The organism is Bradyrhizobium sp. CCGUVB23, assembly GCF_024199885.1.
Lineage (GTDB): Bacteria > Pseudomonadota > Alphaproteobacteria > Rhizobiales > Xanthobacteraceae > Bradyrhizobium.
The window spans coordinates 2,479,425-2,495,518 of sequence record NZ_JANADQ010000001.1 but is presented as its reverse complement, the minus strand read 5'-3'; the positions used below and the strand labels follow the sequence as shown (position 1 = coordinate 2,495,518).

Genomic DNA, 16,094 nt, shown 5'->3' with positions numbered 1-16,094 from the left:
GTGGCTCCTCGACCATGGGGACCATCGAGAGCAGCGCGGCTGCAAACGATAGAGCCACCTCTGGAGCGGCCGTCGATAAGGGGCCGCCCGCCTGGGCCCAACGCGTCAAACGCAATTAGGCGGTTGTTCACGGCGCGCAGACGGCCGCGCAAGCCCTCAAGTCCGGCGACAGTCATGGCGGCGGCCACTCCGTCGACCTCTCGGGAGGAGAATAATCAGAATAATCAATGTCAGTCTTCAGGCGATCGTCGGTCCGCTACGGCCGCACGCCCGAACCCGAAACTCCCTATCAGCGCGCGGCGCGCGTGCAGGCGAAGAACTGGCGGCTGATGGCCTTTGGTTCGCTGACCCTTTCTTGCGGTCTCGCCGGCTGGCTCGTCTGGCAATCCACGCATGGCACCGTCGTTCCCTGGGTGGTGCAGGTCGACAAGCTTGGCGAAGCACAAGCCGTGGCGCCCGCTGAGGCCGATTACCGGCCGAGCGACCCGCAGATCGCCTGGTACCTCGCGCACTTCATCGCGATGGTACGCTCGCTTCCCGCCGACCCGATCATTGTGCGGGAGAACTGGCTGAAAGCGTATGATTTCACGACCACGGCAGGCGCGATGGCGCTGAACGATTACGCCCGTGCCAACGACCCCTTCGCCAGTCTTGGCAAGCAGCAGGTCGCAATCGACGTCTCCAGCGTCATCCGCGCCTCGCCCGACAGTTTTCGCGTGGCCTGGGTGGAGCACCGCTATCAGGACGGAGCGCTCGCCGGCACCACACGTTGGACCGCGATACTCACCATCGCGATTCAGCCGCCCACAGACGCCGATCGGCTGCGCAAGAATCCACTCGGCATCTACGTCAACGCCATCAATTGGTCAAAGGAGCTGGGACAATGACCCCGCCGATTTCTTTGGGCGCCGGCCGTCCGGCTTCGCGTCTCTCCATCGTTCAGCCAAGCCGGAAAATCCGCGATACGTGCTTCTGTAAATCCGCCCTTGCGGTTTTGCTGATGTCCGTCTCGGCGCTCGGCGGCTGCGCACACAATTTCATCCCGCCCGACATCAACTACGATAGTGCCGAGCCGGCAACCCTCACCACGGATCCGCCGCCACCACCGGTCAAGATCGTGGAAATGCCAAAGCCCCTGCCGCTGCCCGGGCAGTTGAAACCGCTCGCCGCGGGCAAACGCGTCCCGGAAGCCGCAGATCCCAAGGTTCGCGTCAAACAGGCCAACGCCGCGGCACGCGTGCAGCCGGTCCGCAACGGCTTCATCAACGCTGTCCAGGTCTATCCGTTCTCCGGCGGAGCCCTCTACCAGGTCTATGCGGCGCCCGGCCAGATCACCGATGTCGCCCTTCAGGAGGGCGAGCAACTCACAGGCTCCGGTCCGGTCGCCGCTGGCGACACCGTGCGCTGGATCATCGGTGATACCGAGAGCGGGGCGGGCGCGACCAATAAGATCCGTATCCTGGTCAAGCCGACGCGGCCGGAGTTGATCACGAATCTCGTCATTAACACCGACCGGCGGACCTATCTCCTCGAGCTGCGCTCGACGGAGAAGACCTACATGGCCTCGGTCTCCTGGCAGTATCCGAGGACCAGCTCATCGCGCTGTGGCAGCAGAATGCGACGGCAGAGGCCGCAGCGCCAATCGCGGCTGGCGTCGATCTCGGCTCGATCAACTTTCGCTACGCGATCGAGGGCGATGATCCAGCCTGGCGTCCGCTGCGCGCCTTCGATGACGGGAGCAAGGTTTACATCGAATTCCCCAGCGGGATCGTCCAGGGCGATATGCCGCCACTGTTCGTCATCGGTCCGGCCGGCGGATCCGAACTGGTGAACTACCGCGCGAACCGCAACTACTACATCGTCGATCGCTTGTTCGCCGCCGCCGAACTGCGTCTTGGCGACAAGGATAGCGAGCGACGCGTGCGCGTTGTTCGCACTGACGGAAGCCCGCGCTCATGGCGATAGGCAGCGAAGACGAACGTCAGAGCGACATCCCACCCGTGACGCCGCCGGATCTTCGGCTCCGAGGGGAGCAGCCACCGGTCACCCGCCTCTCCCGCAAGATGCTGATCGGCCTTGGCGCAGTGTCTGCGCTGGCGGTCGCGGGAGCGCTCGGCTACGCGCTTCAGAACAGCAACAAGCAGGAGTCCGGCCAGGAGTTGCTCAGCACCCAGAATAGCCCTTCGGCCGAGGGCCTCGCCGCCTTGCCGGAGGATTATACGGGCTTGCCGCGCCTGGTGCCGCCGCTCGGGCCGCCGCTGCCCGGCGATCTCGGCAAGCCGATCCTCAACGCTGGCGCTGCACCGAACACTGTGGTCCCCGGAACGACGTCCGATCCGGAGGCGCAGCGGAGAAGCCAGGAGATCGAGGCGGCCCGCGTCAGTCGCCTCTTCGCCCAGACTGTTCAGCAACCGCAGAGCGTCGGCCAAATCCTCCCGAATAGCTCAACACCAACGGCGACGACCCTGGCCACGACACCACCCGTCGATGCCGGGTCCGCCCAGAACATGCAGGACCGCAAGACGGCTTTTCTCAACGCTTCGACCGACAAGCGCACCGTCAGTCCGGACCGGCTCGAGGCCAAGGTCTCTCCGTATGTCGTGCAGGCGGGCACCGTGATCCCGGCTGCGCTCATCACGGGCATACTGATCGGCCAATATGACAGCTCCGTCGCGTTCGGCCAGAGCCGCATCTTGCTGGTCTGGACCCGCATCATTATGCCGGATGGCAACTCGATCGGGCTCGAACGCAGCCCGGCGCCGACACCGGTGGTTATGCCGGGCTCGAGGACGAGGTCGACAACCATTGGGGCATGCTGTTCAAGGCCGCCGTTCTCTCGACCATGCTCAGCGTCGGCGCCGAGGCGGGCACGAGCCAGAACGAGAACAATCTCGTTCAAGCGATCCGTAGCGGCGCGTCCAACAGCATCAGCCAGACCGGCCAGCAGATCGTGCAGCGTCAGCTCAACATCCTGACCATTCGGCCAGGTTTTCCGGTCCGTGTAATTGTTACGCGAGACTTAGTCCTGGCTTCCTACCGGAAAGGAGGAGCACTGTGACGAAGCTCAAGCTTGGACCGCTCGCGGACGACAAGCCGGTCAAGCTCACGATCGAGCTGTCGGCGGCGGTCTTCAGGGATCTTAAAAGCTACGCCGAGGCGATCGCGCGCGAGAGCGGACAGTCGGCCCCCGGTCCCGCCAAGCTCATCGCTCCGATGATCCAAAGATTCATGGCGACAGACAAAGGGTTCTCAAAGGTGAAACGCGCCGCAACAAATCGATAAAGGGACAATCGTTCAGCGTTGCCTTGTGAGAGGCGGCCAAAGCCTATTCCCCAAGTCAAATCCGCCTCATGGACCAGAATTTTGCTCTACGGAGACGCGTTCAGGTGAGGAGGAAGTCGATGCCACGGGTGTGAAGAGGCTGTTAGGAACCAGCAGCGAGTTTAGCGACGTTTTTGAGCATGATGCATGCGAAGGCGATGAGGTGGAGGTCGGCGAGGGTCTGAGCGCATCGCTCGTAGTCTTTGACAAGTCTTCGGAAGCGTGTGGCCCACGCGAAGGATCGTTCGACGACCCATCGCCTTGGGAGCAGCACGAAGCCTCGTTTGGCCTCCGACAGCTTTATGACCTCGAGGGCAATGCCGTGTTCTGCAGCCGCCGTTGCAGGCTTGTCGCCTGTGTAGCCCTGGTCAACGAAGGCGACTTCGACGCTCTGACCAGTCTCTGCCTGAATCGTCTTGGCGATCCGGCCAATCTCGGCGCGATCGTCGGTGTTGGCGGGCGTGACATGCAGCGCCGGAAGATGGCCGAGCGTATCGACGGCCAGATGCAGCTTCGAACCTTTCTTGCGCTTGGCTCCGTCGTAGGCGCCGCGGGCGCCACTCTCGGGCGTCGAGCGCAGAGTTCGACTGTCGATGATGGCGGCGGTCGGCTGCGCGGGTCGTCCAGCCGCAAGGCGCAGGATGACGCGCAGATCCTCGGCCAGGGCCTCAAAACAACCCGCGCGCAACCACCGCTGCGCCTGTTGATAGACGATCTCCCACGGCGGCAAATCGTTCGGCATCCAGCGCCAGGGCGCGCCGGTCTTCACGATATAGCGCAGGCCGTTGAACACCTCGCGAAGTGCGTGCGTCCGCTGCGAGGCGTCCTCGGGCAAAAGTGTCAGATACGGCGCAACAAGCGCCCACTCGTCATCGGAAACGTCAGAAGGATAAGGCTCGCGGGGAATCGACATCCCCCAAACCTCAACATCTATGATTAATCAGTCCCTAACAGCCTCTAGAAGTTCGAGGTCGATGCCGTAGGAGAGTCGGATGCCGGCGGGTCACCAAAGGCTGTGCCCGAAACTGTTGCGACACCAGCTTCCATCAGTAACGCGTTAACGACCTCATCGGCGTCGAGCTCACGCCCACTGATCTCGGCGCGGCGCTGCAATTCGGTAAGATCGAGATAAAAATAGTATCCACCTTGGGCCGCGGGCTGTGGCACCGATGTTAGTGCTGACAGGATCGAGAGCCCGAGCGCCCGTGCGTTAGCAACGTGACCCTGCAATTCCAGTTGGAAGGCAGTATTTCGGATTCCAGATGATGGAGCACCGCATGCTGTGCTGCATGGCAGCATTCCCAAACGAGTATGTTGTTGTGTGCATGAGAAACGACTGCCGTAAGTTATCGGGAAACCAGATATCGCGCTTCCGAACGGGCGAGTTCGTCGTATTCCAACAGCGCGAAGACCTCGTCGAGCGTGGCGATACGTGGCTCAACGCCGGCAACGCCTTCCTCGGCCATGATCTCATTGCAGACTTGCCGCATTGCCGCCATTGCAGCTCGCATGGAGTGGTTCGCCCAAATCACTGTCGAGATGTCGGTATCGCGATATGCTGAGACCGGGGTTCGGAAGTATTTCGTTGGAACGATGACGACCGGCAGCCGGTTCTGCCAGGCACTCACAAATGAAAGGATCTCGTCCGCGCTACTCGTTCGTGAGTGGATAAGGATCGCATCGGCTCCCGCGTCAGCGTAAGCGTGAGCGCGCAAAATTGCTTCGTCCATTCCATGACCGCCGATCAGGGCTTCGATCCGAGCTACGAGGACCAGGTCTTCCCCGACGGTATCCTTCACGGCCCGCAGACGGCCGGAGAATTCATTGACATCGGCGAGGGGATGCCGCTCGCCAACAAATGAGTTCATCTTCGGAAAACAACTGTCCTCGAGCGCGACGCCGGCTGCGCCACGCTGACGGAGCTTGCGCGCCAAGAGGCGTGCATTATTGAAGTTTCCAAAGCCGCCATCGCCGTCAACGAGCACAGGAAGCGCGGTCGAGTCCACGATGCGCTCGACCACGTCGACGAACTGACTCCATGAAGCTTCGTTGGCATCGCGGTAGCCGAGAGAGGTGGCAATCGACAGGCCCGACGCCCAGAGACCTTTGAATCCTGCACGCTTGGCGATCGCGGCGGAGAGTCCGTCATGCGCTTCCATGAGGAACGAGAGCTCGCTATTGGAGCAGACCAGAGCGCGCAGCATTTCTACGGACGACGAAACAGCCGATCGGCTAGGTCCGTTATCGAATACATATTGTGGTTGATGTTGCATGCCGAAATCCTTGCAGGTCTCGTTCGACCTGCCGACGTTCATCCACCGAAAGTGACATGTTTCTGTCACGCAGATCAATTGCTAGCGTTGGTAGTTGACTGAGGCGCAAAATTGTTATGTGGAGGCGAATTGATGCAGGGCGTCGCGGCTCCGCCCCGACAATTGTAGGGTGTACGTTCGTTGGTATCAGAATTCAAAAGATAGGTGTTCGATCGGAGGCAATTTGCCCACCGAGTCTGTAGTCGCTTCATCAATGTTGATCGCGGCGGTCTTCGCATTGTTGAGGCTCCGCGCCAGACGCTAAGCCCGAGGCTCCTCGCATTGTAGGACCCCTTTGGATTGCTACCGTTGAAGTGGTCGAACTAACTCGACGGGGCTGTCGTGTCGACCCGGATCACGATGGCACCTCAACTTGCGCAGTATTTGCCGTGATTCAGATTTTGAGGAACATACCAGAAGCATGGGATCGGCTACGAAGCTCAATAGCCGCTCTGGGCAAGTACTGCGAGATGGAGATCAAGCGTCTCTGATGCCGACTGTCGAAGTTGCGACAGGCTGTCGGGGCAGACACGTCAGCTTGAGCAAATATTCTTACAAATCAAGCCCCTCGCAATTGGCACAAGTCTTGAACGATGGATGTCATCCAGCATCGCCTCCCTAACGAGTCGGAGTCATGGTTTACAAGATTGGGGCTTCTCAGTTCACTGGATGCGGCGGGTATGCATTCGACCGCGCCAAGGTCGCTAAGCGCCGCAATGCGCGTCCGCGCACGAGTGTTTCACCGTGATCGAACACCCGGGCATAGCGGTTCGTGGCGCCTCCGATGCGCGCGCGCTCTACGGCGCCGCGCCCGTGCCCGGCGCCGTGCCTGCCGGCGCTGACGTCCGTGATGCGGCCGACTTTGAGCAGCTCGAAGCCGAGGTGCGGCGTATGGAGGTTGACGGACCAGCCGCGGTCGATTGGCGGAAAGTCTGTAAGCTTTCGCTTCATATCCTGGCGAACCAATCAAAAGACATTCTGATCGCCTGTTGGGCTGTCTATGGTCTCTTTCGCATCGAGGGATATCAGGGTCTTGCCGTGGGACTAGCAATCTTGCGCGGCATGATGGACGTGCATTGGGATGGGCTTTATCCCCCGATCAAGCGGGAACGTGCACGGGTTGGAGCGGTCGATTGGCTCGTTGGTCGCCTTGGGCCGGCCGTGGCCGAAACTGCGGCGATTGAAGCCGATTATCCAGCGGTGCTTGCCGCCTATGAAGCGCTTGATGACCTGGATCACCAGTTCGGCGATAAATTGGTCAACGAGCACGTTGTCTTGGGCGAGCTTTTCCGGGCGCTGAAGCCGCATTACAAGGAAGCCAAACGCGCGGGCGCCGAGGCAGAGGATCGCGTGGCCGACGCGGTCTGTGCTGCCGAGGAGACCTCGGCCGCGCCGGCGAAAGCTCGGCCCCCGGCTGATGGGCCTCAACATGCGGTACCACATCGGGCGGTCCTGGGCGGCGTCGATGGCGACTGGGCCGAGTTCACGGAGCGTTTACCGGATATGCTCCGGCAGGCAGCGGCCGCCGTGCGCGCCGCCTCGCCGACAAACCCGAAGGCCTATCTGCTCAATCGCGTCGGCTCGTGGATGCGTTTTGACGCGCTCCCGCCCGATTCGGGTGGCCGCACCGAGATATTTCCGCCCGCCGATAGCATCGTCGCGTTAGAAGTAAAGGTGGTGGCCGGTCAGCACGCCGATGTTGTGAATTTGGCCGAAGAGATCGCCTGGACGGGACCGTTCTGGCTCGACGCTCACCGGCATGCGGCCGAGGCGCTGGAGCAAATGGGGCCGTCATTTGAGGCGGCAGCCACGGTGGTACGCGGGGCAGTAACCATGCTGGTTACACGCTATCCGCGGATCTTGGAATTTCATTTCAACAACGGCAGGCCGTTTGCAGATGACGAAACGCGTGCTTGGGCCGCAGCGGTGATAGACGCGACGGCGGGCCCTGATCCCGTGGAGGAAGCTGTCGCTGACGCATACAAGCTCATCGGTGAAGGGCAGCCGCAGGCGGCGCTGGAGAGGCTGTCGCGGGCGCTGGATGGAGCGATCTGCGAGAGAGCGCGTTTCGTCGGCCAGCTTGCGCAAGCGCGTTTCTGCGTCGACACCGGATTCGTCACGACCGCCGTCCCGCTGTTAGATCACATTGAAGGGGTTGTCGCTAAGCGCGACCTGGAAAGTTGGGAGCCCGCGCTTGCGCTTGAAGCTGCCGAACTGCGCTTCCGCGCAATGACCCATTCCGAGTCGCAACAGATGATCGACGAGCCTCGCCGTCGCCTCGCGCTGGAGCAGATCCGAATGCGAGCAGCACGGATCGACATCGCACGGGCGAGCCGCCTAGGTCGCGGCTGAGTTCGTCAAAGCCAAAGGGCTAACGGGAGCTGGTATGGCACAAGAAAGCTCGGTCGCTCCGAAGGAGCGCGTTAATATCCGCTTCAAGCCGGCAACCGGCAACCTCAAGGAGGATGTCGAGTTGCCGCTCAAGCTGATGGTTTTGGGCGACTTCACCGGACGGGTCGATGATTGTCCCATAGAGGACCGAGAACTCGTCGATATCAACAAGGACAACTTTAACGAGGTCGTCAAAGGTAAGAAACTAAGCCTTGATATTTTGGCTGAGAACAAGCTCGACGAATCGCCTGAGGCCGGCAAGCTGTCGGTAACGCTGAAGTTTGAGAGCCTGAAGGATTTTGAGCCCGAGCGTGTCGCGCAACAAATCTCCGAAGTTCGAGCGCTGACCGAATTACGCGCAGCGCTGATCGCTCTGAAGAGCCCGCTTGGCAATGTGCCGAACTTCCGTAAGGCCATCCAGAACTTGCTCGAAGACGACGGCGCTAGGCCGCGGCTACTTGGCGAGCTCACCGGCAAGCCGGAGTAAGTGGCATGAGCGAGGGTGCTATGACTGACGCAAGCGCGCAGCAAACTGCCGAAGTCACTACTACGACCACTGAGCTTTCGCTGCTTGATCAGGTTCTCGTCGAAACAAAAATCACACCACGCGACGAGGGGTACGACCTCGCCCGCCGGGGTGTTGCGGCTTTCCTTGCCGAGCTCATCAAACCGGGGCGGGCCGATGGGAAGGTCAACAATGCGCTCATCGATCGGATGATCGCGGAGATCGATCGCAAGATCTCGGCTCAGCTCGATGCCGTGCTGCATGCCGAAGAGTTCCAAAAGCTCGAGGCGGCATGGCGCGGCCTCAAGTTCTTGGTCGACCGAACCGATTTTCGTCAGAACATCAAGATAGAACTTCTCGGCGTCTCCAAGGACGAGCTGCTCACCGACTTCGAAGACAGCCCGGAGATCGTCAAGTCCGGTCTGTATAAGCTCGTCTACACAGCCGAGTTTGGCCAGTTTGGCGGCCAGCCCGTCGCGGCCATGATATCAGCCTACGAGTTTGGCAGTTGGAATCAAGACGTTAAGCTCATGCGGTACATGGGCGCGGTAGGCGCCATGTCGCATTCGCCTGTCATCGCCTCAGCCGGGCCTGAGATGTTCGGCGTCGAAAAACATGAGGAGATCGCCAATCTCAAGGACCTCCAATCGATTTTCGAGGGGCCGAAATATGCCAAGTGGAATTCGTTCCGCGAAAGCGAGGACGCTCGCTATTTCGGCTTAACGCTACCGCGGTTCCTTCTGCGCTTGCCCTATGGACCGGAGACGGTTCCAGTAAAGAGTTTCAACTATCAGGAAGCTTCGGATGGCGAGACAAACAACTATCTGTGGGGCAACGGCGCCTTTGCTTTCGCAACCCGTCTGACCGAAAGCTTCGCCAAGTACCGCTGGTGTCCAAACATTATCGGCCCACAGTCAGGTGGGGCGGTGGAGGACCTCAATCTGCATACCTTTGAATCGATGGGGCAGTTGCAAAGTAAAGTACCTACGGAGGTCCTCATCTCGGACCGGCGCGAGTTCGAGCTTGCCGAACAGGGCTTCATTGCCCTGACCATGCGCAAGGGCTCGGACAACGCCGCTTTCTTCTCGGCCAATTCCGTGCAAAAGCCGAAGTATTTCGGCAATACTCAGGAAGGGAAGGCAGCCGGGCTCAACTACAAGCTTGGTACCCAGCTGCCCTATATGTTCATCATCAACCGGTTCGCACACTATATCAAGGTGCTGCAGCGTGAAAACATCGGCTCGTGGAAGAGCAGGGAAGAGCTGCAGAGCGAGCTCAACAACTGGATCCGCCAGTATGTATCCGATCAGCAGAATCCGTCGGCAGATGTCCGCTCGCGCCGTCCCTTGCGTAAGGCGGAGATCGACGTTGAAGATGTCGAAGGTGAGCCGGGCTGGTATCGCGTCGGCATATCCGTCGTCCCGCACCTGAAGTACATGGGCGCGGATTTTGCTTTGACGCTAAAGGGCAGGCTCGACAAGCAATAAAAGGGGTCGGCAGTCGATGTTCGACCGCAGTCTTATTGAGCGCTTGGAAGAAGCAGCCGTGACCATGGTCCCATCGCATCATCTTTCGTTCGACCGCCTCCAAGCGAGTATTCTGGAAAATCTGCGTCGGATCTTGAACTCGCGCCAGGGCTGCTGCGAGACGCGACCCGACTACGGCTTGCCAGATCTAAACGACGCGATCGGCCAGGGAGTTGACGCGGTTCGCGCGGTCGCTCGCATGCTCAAGCAGGAGATCGAGGCGTTCGAACCTCGATTGAGGAATGTTTCGATCCGCTTTCATGCCGATCCCGACAAGCCGTTACAGCTGACGTTCCACGTAACCGCAATGGTGAACGATAACGACCAGGTCGAGCACGTCTCGTTTGACACGATCTTGAGCGACGACAGGCACGTCCTCCTGAGAGGCTAAAGCGGTGGCCATCAACCCGTATTACGAAGATGAACTGTCCTACTTGCGCGAGCTTGGTCGCGACTTCGCCCAGACTAGTCCCGAGCTCGCTCCCTTTCTCGGGCGTGATGCGACCGATCCGGACGTCGAGCGGCTCTTGGAAGGCTTCGCCTTCCTCGTGGCGCGGCTACGTCAGAAGCTCGACGACGAGTTCCCAGAACTTGTCCATGACCTGTTGCGGATGGTATGGCCACAATATCTTCAACCCCTGCCGCCCATCACGACGCTGGCGTTTGCCGTGAAGCCATCGGCGAGCGCCGTGAGCGTGAACGTTCCTGCCGGTACGAGCATCCGCTCGCGTCCGATTGACGGAACCAGTTGCGCGTTTGTCACCCGCTATCCAATTGACGTGCTGCCGCTGGAGATCAAGGACATCGAGCTCGAGAATCGGACGAGTTCGGCTCGCCTTACCCTGGCTATCAAGGCAACCGGTCGGCAAAACCTGTCATGTCTTCGGAAAGGCCGGCTCCGGTTCTTCTTTTCGACTGAGCGCGAGCCGCAAGTAGGTCGCTATCTATTGACCTGGCTGCGCCGTCACGTCACGACAGCGACGGTCACCGTGGGAGATCAACAGGTCGTTGCCGCAATTGGGCCAACACAAATCGCGCCAGTCGGCTTTGGCGATGACGAGGCGGTTTTGCCTTGGCCGCCGAACGGGTTCTCGGGATTCCGGATCGTTCAAGAGTATCTGACTTATCCCTCGAAGTTCCTCTATGTCGAATTGTCCGGTCTCGACCCGGTCGGAACCAAGACGGAGAGCGAGTGCAAGCTCAGCATCGAGTTTCATCGTCCGTTCCCCGCGCAATTGCGCTTAAGCAAGGATCAGATTCGCTTGAATTGCGCGCCAGCCATCAATGTCTTCGCTCACGAGGCGTCGCCGATCCGCCTGGAGCGGAAGAAAACCGAATACCGTGTGCTTTCGTCGGGGGGACCGAACTTCAGCATCCGTTCTGTCGATCGCGTGACCGGCCATAGGCAAGGACATCCCGAACGTATCGAGTTCGAGCCATTCGGTCTGCTGCGCCACGATCTACCCGGGGCCGGTCGCAGCCGAGCTTACTTTCGCCAGCGCATTCGCCCCGCAGTGATCGGCCGGGGCATCGATCACTATGTCAGTTTCGTTGATCGACTCGACATCACCCAACATCCGCCGATCGATGTCGCCTCGCTTCACTTGACCTGTTCCAACGGCCCCATCGCCGAGCGGCTACCGGTTGGTGCGGTGGATCAGCCTTCCTCCGACACGCCTCGCTCGGTCACCTTCTCCAACATTACCGGGGTCGTTGCAGAGGTGCCGCCACCGATCAATGACGGCCTGTTGCGGCGCTTGACGGCCAATCTGGCGCGCAATTACGGCTCCATGGTCAATATCGATGCGCTGCGGACCGTTATTTCCAGTTACGATTTCCGTGCGGTGTACGATCTTCAGGCGCGCCGTCGCCTGGAGCTGTTGCTCGAGGGGCTCGACCGGTTCGTGACGACCGATACGGATCATGTGGTGCGCGGCGCCCCGATCCGGATGCGCAACATCGAACTCTTCGTGGCTGACAGCAAGATCGGTAGTGAAGGCGAATTGTTCCTGTTCGGCTCGGTACTCGACGCCTTCCTCGCGACCTTCGCCGGTATCAACATGCTGCACCGGTTTTCGGTCCGCGGCACGGAGAGCAACGCGCACTACACATGGCCAGCGAGAAGCGGAAAGATCACGCCGTTCTGACTGCGCCCGATGATGTCAAGGAGCTCGCGGCTTACGGATTTTTCTCTCTCGCAGCCCTTCTTGAACGGCGCTTCAGCGATGCTCCGCCAATCGGATCAACCGACGATCCTGCGCGTGAGGCGGTGCGCTTCCGCGCGGCGCCGATGCTCGGCTTTCCCGCCGACGAGATCGCGGAGATCAGGCAAGTCAAGGCCATCGGCGAGCGGCTGGAAGTGTTTGTCAATTTCCTGGGGCTGCACGGCCCATCGTCGCCGCTGCCCCCCTTGTTCACCGAACGGGTGATTCACGGGGACGGCACTGGGGCGCTCGGCCAATTTTTTGACTTTTTCAATCACCGTCTGATTAGCCTGCTGCTGCGAATTTGGAAGTACTATCGCCACCATTTGCGATTCGAGGAGGGAGCGACCGATGCGATATCGGTGTTGGTCGGTGCGCTTTTTGGGCTCATGCCCGCGGAAAGCACAGCTGATGAACGGGAATGGCGGGCCCGGTTGCTGCCTCATGCAGGTCAGCTTGCCTTGTCCAGCCGATCGGCACCGCTCGTAGCCGGCGTCATTTCAAACCATCTGGACATTCCGGCCCGGGTTGAAGAATTCATTTGGCGCGAAATCGAGATTCCGCCGGAAGCGCAGTGGCGTCTGGGTAGCCCTGGTGTTCAGCTCGGCTTTGATACTCTTGCTGGCGAAACAATGCCGGACCTAATGGGCAAATTTCGGCTTTGCCTCGGTCCGCTCAGCAAGCAGCAGTTTTTGTCGCTGCTGCCCGCTCGCGAGACCCACACCATCCTTTGCCGTCTTATAAGTGCCATGTTGCGCGAGCCGCTGACCTGGGACCTCAAGCTAGAACTGGCGCCCGGAGAGATGCCGGAATGGGCTCTCGGTAAAGGAGAATTGGGCTGGACGACGTTGGTCGACCCTTTCGAGGCGACAGAGAGCTCAGTTCTCTTGTGATCGTCTTCGCAATTTCATTCGTCAGGCTCGATTTATTGAGCTCCGGCGCGCACGCTTCTGGCAGGCCCTCGTCTTTGATGCATTGAAAAGACGAAGCCAGATGGTAGATGCGCAGGCATCCAGCGACTGCCCCAAGTGCCCTCTGCCGAGCCTGCACGGATCGGCTACACCGGCGAGATCAAGTGAAGGGGTCGTCTCGGAGCTCAGCCCCATGTTGACGCTTGTCCAGTATCTGACAGTCGTAGCGCCCTGTCACGTTCAGAACACCGGCCGTCGTTTGCAGCGCCCCATTTTCAAATGCCAATCAGTAGCTTGAAGAGTGAGAACCGTTGGCACGGCGGTTGCTAACAGGATGCCGTTAAGAGAGGGGTTTAAATGCAGGCGGACACGCAGGACGAGCGATGCTCTTCTTCTCTCGCACCTATGTGCCGCGCTCCTGAGAGGAAAAAATCACTGCTTCCTTCACCCGCCAGAGAGTCCACGAAAAGCGAATGTGCGTGCGAATCGGTCGATCGACCTCAAAATGTGGTGCAAAGAACAGGTGCAGGGGAGGCAGCTACGGTTGGCGCCTCGCACAAGTCTGGTCTGGTGGGCGCATACGAAAGGCGCGCTGAAAAGTAAAGTCGAACAAGGCTGGGATGCATCTCATACTCGGAATCATCGGAGAGAACGCGCAAGCCCTAGGCCGAAACGCAATACAGTCGTTCGGACCGGAAGGTGGCGTTATCGGGCGGGGACTTGGCTGCAACTGGCAGCTTCCGGATCCAACCAAGACTCTATCGGCACGCCATGCGCAGATCGCATTCGACGGTATCGGATTCTCCGTCACCGACACCAGCACGAACGGCGTCTACATCAACACGATTGACGCGCCGTTGGGGCGTGGCAATACGGCGCCATTGGCCGATGGCGACACATTATACATGGCTAGCTACATCATCTCGGTCATGATCGAGCACCATCCTGACGAGAAACGCAAGCAGCTCGGCTTAACGAGCTCGAACGCCGTGCGCATCATTGGCGCAACGCCCGCCGTGCCGTCGCCTTCACTCGGTGAGGAGTTGCCCGATGTGCCCCTTGCGGCTACCGGGCTGTTGGGCAGGGACACAGATCTTCCACTCGATCCGTTAACCGCGATCGACGGGTGGCAGTCGTCCTCCCATTCAGCTGCGCAAGAGAAGCGACAGGCGGTCGTTTCACCACAGGTGCGTGATCTCTTGTGTCTTCTTGAAGACGAGGTTCCCGGCAAGGACGAGGGATCAGCCGAGCCGGATCTGCTGGCGGGCTCGTCTCGGATGGCGCGATGCTCAAGCGCGGTTGACGCGGAGATGCCGCCCGCCCATGCGCGACTGCGCGAACCTCCTTTTCCGTTGCCGCAGGCTGAGACCTCATTTGACGAGCAATTGCGTCGACCGCCTACACTATTCAAGGAAAGCTGGGCCGCACAATCGACCGGCCGTCCTGCACCGATCATTCCAGAGGGCCTTGAAATTGGCGATCTGTTGCCAGGGGTTAGCTCGTTCGGAGTGGCGCCGCCCGCATCGCCACGAGAGACGAATTGGTGCCTCGACGCACCAAGCGCCCCGTTTCAGGTCGCGCCCAATCCGATCAGTCCCGCTTGTGCCGATCGCGGGCCATTGAGCGCTCCCAGTGCATCGGATGTTTGTCCCGGACAGCGCGGGCCTGATGGGGCGGGGGTCATAAATGAGCGGGCTGCGCGGAGGCCGATCGACGCTTCGCAGGCTCACGACGCGACGCCCATTGCAGCCTCGCTTTCCCCCGCAGCGGCGGCGGCGGAATCAGGTGAACTCCAAGAGTTCTGGAACGCACTGGGGATCGATCCGGGGTGTCTGCCGTCGGCGCAGCGCCGGGAGGTCCTCGCTGAAGTCGGCCGCGCGGTCACAGAAATGGCCAACGGCCTGCAATCGCTTCTGGCTGCGTGGACCATAGTCAAACACGAACTCCAGATTGAGCCAGCACGGGCACGCGCTGGCGACAACAACGCATTCAAGTTCATGAAGAGCGGTTATAGCGCGCTGCGCGAGACGCTTGCGATGGATCACGCTTTGCTCTCGCTTTCCCAATCAGTCCGTGAAGGGTTCTACGACATCAAGGCGCATGAGGCCGCGGCCATAGCGGCGATCCGCGCGGGGGTCACCAATGTCCTGACACATATGAGCCCGCAACGGATCGAGAGTGATGGCGCCAGGAAAGGCCTCTTTGGCACCCGCATCAACAAGGCCAAGCTGTGGGACAGGTTTGTCGAGCTGCATGCATCGATGGTCAATGACGTCGATCGGGCTGTGCGCACCTATACCGCAGAAGAGTTTGCGAGAGCCTACGACTCGCGGCTCTCGGCACTTGGCCCAAGCGGGCGGAAGGCGCCATGATGGTGTCGCCGTACAAGCTTCAGCGGCTATCTCTCGTGAGCGGGGCATTGCTGATAGCCGCCGTAGGAGCCAGCTGCTCGATCGATAAGAGCCTGAAGACAACGCCGATCAAATTCGTCATCCAGACCGATCCGCTTGTCAATCAGAACGCGCGCGGTGAGCCGTCGCCGGTTGTCGTACGCATTTATGAGCTGAAGTCGACGACTAATTTCGACCGGGCGCAGTTCTTCGAGCTGCTCGACAACGACGCCAAACGCCTCGGGCCCGACCTGGTGGCTAAGCGCGAGACTGAACTCAAGCCTGGCGAGAAATACGATTTCGAGCGCAACACGCCCATTGACACTCGCTATATCGGCGTGATCGCCGGTTTCCGACTGGGCAACGATGCGCAATGGCGATCGTCGGCCGAAATCAAGCCCGACCGAGACAACACGATTTTGGTGAAATTGACGGCGCATGCGATCAGCGTTGAAGCCAGCCAAAACTGGTGGAAGATCTTTTGATTGCCTCTGTCGCCGTCATGGCGAGGTCCTGAGCAGACCCGATTAACAA

At 60.2% G+C, this 16,094-nt stretch carries 12 protein-coding genes and 3 pseudogenes; 13 read left to right on the top strand and 2 right to left on the bottom strand.

Features of this window, described 5'->3' with window-relative positions; translation table 11 throughout:
- Positions 1-227: 227 nt before the first annotated feature.
- From trbF to NLN62_RS11395, 4 genes and pseudogenes are all read left to right on the top strand, one after another.
- Positions 228-887 (top strand): conjugal transfer protein TrbF, encoded by a 660-nt coding sequence (trbF, locus tag NLN62_RS11415; RefSeq protein WP_254108819.1) that lies wholly within the window; start codon positions 228-230, stop codon positions 885-887.
- Positions 884-1,965, top strand: a pseudogene (gene trbG / locus NLN62_RS53430) (P-type conjugative transfer protein TrbG). Before trbF ends, trbG begins: the two are co-directional and overlap by 4 nt.
- A pseudogene (locus NLN62_RS11400) lies at positions 1,956-3,058 on the top strand (TrbI/VirB10 family protein). The pseudogenes trbG and NLN62_RS11400 overlap by 10 nt, the downstream one beginning before the upstream one ends.
- A complete protein-coding gene (locus NLN62_RS11395) occupies positions 3,055-3,282 on the top strand; it encodes a DUF2274 domain-containing protein (protein ID WP_254108818.1) in 228 nt (75 codons plus the stop codon). The pseudogene NLN62_RS11400 and the gene NLN62_RS11395 overlap by 4 nt, the downstream one beginning before the upstream one ends.
- Positions 3,283-3,424: 142 nt before the next feature.
- Here NLN62_RS11395 and NLN62_RS11390 read toward each other — a convergent pair whose 3' ends face one another.
- Together NLN62_RS11390 and aepX are read right to left on the bottom strand one after the other, a co-directional pair.
- Complete coding sequence (locus NLN62_RS11390) at positions 3,425-4,234, bottom strand: IS5 family transposase (RefSeq protein ID WP_254108817.1); 810 nt, start codon at positions 4,232-4,234, stop codon at positions 3,425-3,427.
- 433 nt (positions 4,235-4,667) lie between these two features.
- Positions 4,668-5,525: a phosphoenolpyruvate mutase gene (aepX, locus tag NLN62_RS11385; protein ID WP_254108816.1), complete on the bottom strand. Its 858-nt coding sequence runs from the start codon at positions 5,523-5,525 to the stop codon at positions 4,668-4,670.
- 852 nt (positions 5,526-6,377) lie between these two features.
- Between aepX and tssA the strand changes: the two genes are divergently transcribed.
- The 9 genes and pseudogenes from tssA (at position 6,378) to tssJ (ending at position 16,045) form a co-directional block, all read left to right on the top strand.
- Entirely contained in the window at positions 6,378-7,985 is a 1,608-nt protein-coding gene (tssA, locus tag NLN62_RS11380; RefSeq protein ID WP_254108815.1) for a type VI secretion system protein TssA, read from the top strand.
- Positions 7,986-8,019: 34 nt separating this feature from the next.
- A complete protein-coding gene (gene tssB, locus NLN62_RS11375) occupies positions 8,020-8,511 on the top strand; it encodes a type VI secretion system contractile sheath small subunit (protein ID WP_254108814.1) in 492 nt (163 codons plus the stop codon).
- Between the two features lie 20 nt (positions 8,512-8,531).
- On the top strand, positions 8,532-10,016 hold the full coding sequence (tssC, locus tag NLN62_RS11370) for a type VI secretion system contractile sheath large subunit (RefSeq protein ID WP_371933118.1): 1,485 nt from the start codon (positions 8,532-8,534) through the stop codon (positions 10,014-10,016).
- Between the two features lie 16 nt (positions 10,017-10,032).
- Entirely contained in the window at positions 10,033-10,446 is a 414-nt protein-coding gene (tssE, locus tag NLN62_RS11365) for a type VI secretion system baseplate subunit TssE (RefSeq protein WP_254108812.1), read from the top strand.
- 4 nt (positions 10,447-10,450) lie between these two features.
- Entirely contained in the window at positions 10,451-12,202 is a 1,752-nt protein-coding gene (tssF, locus tag NLN62_RS11360; protein WP_254108811.1) for a type VI secretion system baseplate subunit TssF, read from the top strand.
- Complete coding sequence (gene tssG / locus NLN62_RS11355; RefSeq protein WP_254108810.1) at positions 12,166-13,152, top strand: type VI secretion system baseplate subunit TssG; 987 nt, start codon at positions 12,166-12,168, stop codon at positions 13,150-13,152. Before tssF ends, tssG begins: the two co-directional genes overlap by 37 nt.
- Positions 13,153-13,790: 638 nt before the next feature.
- A pseudogene (locus tag NLN62_RS53425) lies at positions 13,791-14,063 on the top strand (FHA domain-containing protein); the annotation flags it as partial.
- A 12-nt stretch (positions 14,064-14,075) separates the two neighbouring features.
- Positions 14,076-15,542 carry a type VI secretion system-associated FHA domain protein gene (locus NLN62_RS11350; RefSeq protein ID WP_254108809.1) on the top strand — a complete coding sequence of 489 codons (1,467 nt, stop codon included), beginning with the start codon at positions 14,076-14,078 and terminating at the stop codon, positions 15,540-15,542.
- Positions 15,539-16,045 carry a type VI secretion system lipoprotein TssJ gene (tssJ, locus tag NLN62_RS11345; protein WP_254108808.1) on the top strand — a complete coding sequence of 169 codons (507 nt, stop codon included), beginning with the start codon at positions 15,539-15,541 and terminating at the stop codon, positions 16,043-16,045. The genes NLN62_RS11350 and tssJ overlap by 4 nt, the downstream gene beginning before the upstream one ends.
- Positions 16,046-16,094: the final 49 nt, after the last annotated feature.

Excerpts from the sequence above, each read along its gene's own strand:
- tssJ (WP_254108808.1), top strand. The coding sequence starts at position 15,539 with ATGATGGTGTCGCCGTACAAGCTTCAGCGGCTATCTCTCGTGAGCGGG.
- aepX (WP_254108816.1), bottom strand. The coding sequence starts at position 5,525 with ATGCTGCGCGCTCTGGTCTGCTCCAATAGCGAGCTCTCGTTCCTCATG.
- trbF (WP_254108819.1), top strand. The coding sequence starts at position 228 with ATGTCAGTCTTCAGGCGATCGTCGGTCCGCTACGGCCGCACGCCCGAA.
- tssG (WP_254108810.1), top strand. The coding sequence starts at position 12,166 with ATGGCCAGCGAGAAGCGGAAAGATCACGCCGTTCTGACTGCGCCCGAT.
- tssE (WP_254108812.1), top strand. The coding sequence starts at position 10,033 with ATGTTCGACCGCAGTCTTATTGAGCGCTTGGAAGAAGCAGCCGTGACC.
- NLN62_RS11350 (WP_254108809.1), top strand. The coding sequence starts at position 14,076 with ATGGCTAGCTACATCATCTCGGTCATGATCGAGCACCATCCTGACGAG.
- NLN62_RS11390 (WP_254108817.1), bottom strand. The coding sequence starts at position 4,234 with ATGTCGATTCCCCGCGAGCCTTATCCTTCTGACGTTTCCGATGACGAG.
- tssC (WP_371933118.1), top strand. The coding sequence starts at position 8,532 with ATGACTGACGCAAGCGCGCAGCAAACTGCCGAAGTCACTACTACGACC.
- tssB (WP_254108814.1), top strand. The coding sequence starts at position 8,020 with ATGGCACAAGAAAGCTCGGTCGCTCCGAAGGAGCGCGTTAATATCCGC.